The sequence below is a fragment of the Nonomuraea longicatena genome (genome assembly GCF_039525605.1).
Taxonomy (GTDB): domain Bacteria; phylum Actinomycetota; class Actinomycetes; order Streptosporangiales; family Streptosporangiaceae; genus Nonomuraea; species Nonomuraea longicatena.
This window is the reverse complement of sequence record NZ_BAAAHQ010000068.1, coordinates 1-1,078: the sequence shown is the minus strand read 5'-3', so window position 1 is coordinate 1,078 and position 1,078 is coordinate 1. Positions and strand designations below refer to the sequence as shown.

Below are 1,078 nucleotides of genomic sequence, written 5' to 3'. Positions count from 1 at the left end.
CTTGCCCAGCGCCATCTCGCCCTGGTCGGTGCAGGGGCCGTCGGCGATGACCTGGTTGGTCTCGACGCGGTCGCCCTCGACCACGATCGGCTTCTGGTTGAAGCTGGTGCCCTGGTTGGAACGCTTGAACTTGGCCACCCGGTAGGTGGTGCGGGTGCCGTCGTCGTTCATGACAGTGATGTAGTCGGCCGAGACCTCCTCGACCACACCGGGCTTCTCGGCGCTGATGACGTCGCCGGCGTCGGTCGCGGCACGGTACTCCATGCCGGTGCCGACCAGCGGCGCCTCGCTCTTGAGCAGCGGCACGGACTGCCTCTGCATGTTGGAGCCCATGAGCGCGCGGTTGGCGTCGTCGTGCTCCAGGAAGGGGATCATCGCGGTGGCGACCGACACCATCTGGCGCGGCGACACGTCGATGTAGTCGACCTCCTCGGCCCGCATCAGCTCGGTCTCGCCGCCCTTGGTGCGGACGAGGACCCGCGCCTCGGCGAAGCTGCCGTCGGCGTTGAGGATGGTGTTGGCCTGCGCCTTGACGTAACGGTCCTCCTCATCGGCGGTGAGGTAGTCGACCTGGCCGGTCACCTTGCCGTCGACGACCTTGCGGTAGGGCGTCTCGACGAAGCCGAAGGCGTTGATGCGGCCGTAGGAGGCCAGCGAGCCGATGAGGCCGATGTTCGGGCCTTCCGGCGTCTCGATCGGGCACATGCGGCCGTAGTGGGACGGGTGCACGTCGCGGACCTCGAAGCCGGCCCGCTCACGGGACAGACCACCGGGGCCCAGCGCGGACAGACGCCGCTTGTGCGTCAGGCCGGCGAGCGGGTTGGTCTGGTCCATGAACTGCGACAGCTGCGAGGTGCCGAAGAACTCGCGGATCGAGGCGACGACCGGGCGGATGTTGATCAGGGTCTGCGGCGTGATCGCCTCGACGTCCTGGGTGGTCATCCGCTCGCGAACGACGCGCTCCATGCGGGCCAGGCCCAGGCGGACCTGGTTCTGGATGAGCTCGCCGACGCTGCGCAGGCGGCGGTTGCCGAAGTGGTCGATGTCGTCGGTCTCGACGATCCGATCGCCGTTCGGC

At 68.4% G+C, this 1,078-nt stretch carries 1 pseudogene; it reads right to left on the bottom strand.

The window, feature by feature from the left end:
* Window positions 1-1,078: pseudogene (locus tag ABD120_RS38960) on the bottom strand (DNA-directed RNA polymerase subunit beta); the annotation flags it as partial.